Here is a 1,130-nt window from a genome sequence, read left to right on the forward strand (position 1 = left end):
GACCGACGGGACGCGGGGGCGGGTTCCACCGCGACGACACATGCTGCTCACCGTCGGCGCGATCATGGCCGTCCCGTTCTTCCTCATTCTTTCCGGCGCCGACCTTCGTGTCCCGCATGTCCGCGCGGTCGAAGAACGCCGTGTCGGTCGGGCCGGGCATCAGCGACGTGACGGTCACGCCGGTGTCCTTGAGCTCGTTGCGCAGTGCCTCGGCGAACGACTGCACGAAGGCCTTCGACGCGTTGTAGACCGCCTGGAACGAGCCCGGCATGGTGGACGCGATGGACGAGGTGAACAGCACCTTGCCGGCGCCGCGTTCGCGCATGTCGGGGACGACCCGCTTGGCCAGGTGCACGGTCGACCGCACGTTGACGTCGACGATGTTGAGCTCGTCGTCGAGCGCCGTGTCGGTGGCGAACGCGCCGCCCGCCCCGCGCCCGGCGTTGATCGCGATCGCGTCGACGGGTCGGTCGATGGCGGCATAGAGCTCCTCGACCCCTTCCGCGGTGGCGAGGTCGGCGCGTATGGCGGTGACCTGGATGGTGCCGTCGCGGCGCAGCGCCTCCCCGGCGCGGTCGATGCCGGCGTCCTCCGCGGTGACCAGCAGGTCGAAGCCGTGTGTGGCGAACTGCCGGGCCAGCTCGTAACCGATGCCGCTCGAGGCGCCGGTGACGACGGCGAACGGGCGGTCGGACGGCACGCTCATGATCGAACCTCCAGTCTCGGTGAACCCACGGCGGCATTGCCCTGGATCGCCCGCGCTAACCCTTTACGCCTTGTTTCACGGCGGCGGGGATGGGAACAGATAGGGTTAGACGGACATCTCGCCCAAAGCGATAGCGAGGGGGTTATCGGTCATGGAGGAGAAGCCGGGCAAGGACCTCGAAGAGGAGCCGCAGGAGGTACGCGGGCCGAAGGGCTCACGGGACGCGGGCACCGGAAAGCCGTCCGGCGACAAGTCCGGCCGGCCTGCCGGCAAGGCCGACGAACGTTCCGACACGTCGGTCCAGCCCCAGGGCGCCCAGGACCCGGACGCACCGAACCTCCAGCGCGGATAGACAAGATCACCCATGCGGACGCCGTCAAGTGGCGCAAGGAATGGATGGACGCGCGCGCGGCCTACATCCAGC

Annotated in this window: 2 protein-coding genes; one reads left to right on the forward strand and one right to left on the reverse strand. The window is 69.0% G+C overall.

The genetic code is table 11. The annotated features are described in order from the left end of the window. The coding region (locus AB0H87_RS41975) for an SDR family NAD(P)-dependent oxidoreductase (protein ID WP_360159490.1) at nt 1-706 on the reverse strand (706 nt) is incomplete at its 3' end. A 151-nt stretch (nt 707-857) separates the two neighbouring features. On the opposite strand from AB0H87_RS41975, the gene AB0H87_RS41980 reads away from it, so the two are divergent. Next, a complete protein-coding gene (locus tag AB0H87_RS41980; protein WP_360159493.1) occupies nt 858-1,058 on the forward strand; it encodes a hypothetical protein in 201 nt (66 codons plus the stop codon). The last annotated feature ends 72 nt before the right edge of the window (nt 1,059-1,130 follow it).

This window comes from Asanoa sp. NPDC050611 (assembly GCF_040654855.1).
GTDB lineage: Bacteria > Actinomycetota > Actinomycetes > Mycobacteriales > Micromonosporaceae > Asanoa.

Coding starts and splice junctions, on each gene's coding strand:
- AB0H87_RS41980 (WP_360159493.1), top strand. CDS start 858: ATGGAGGAGAAGCCGGGCAAGGACCTCGAAGAGGAGCCGCAGGAGGTA.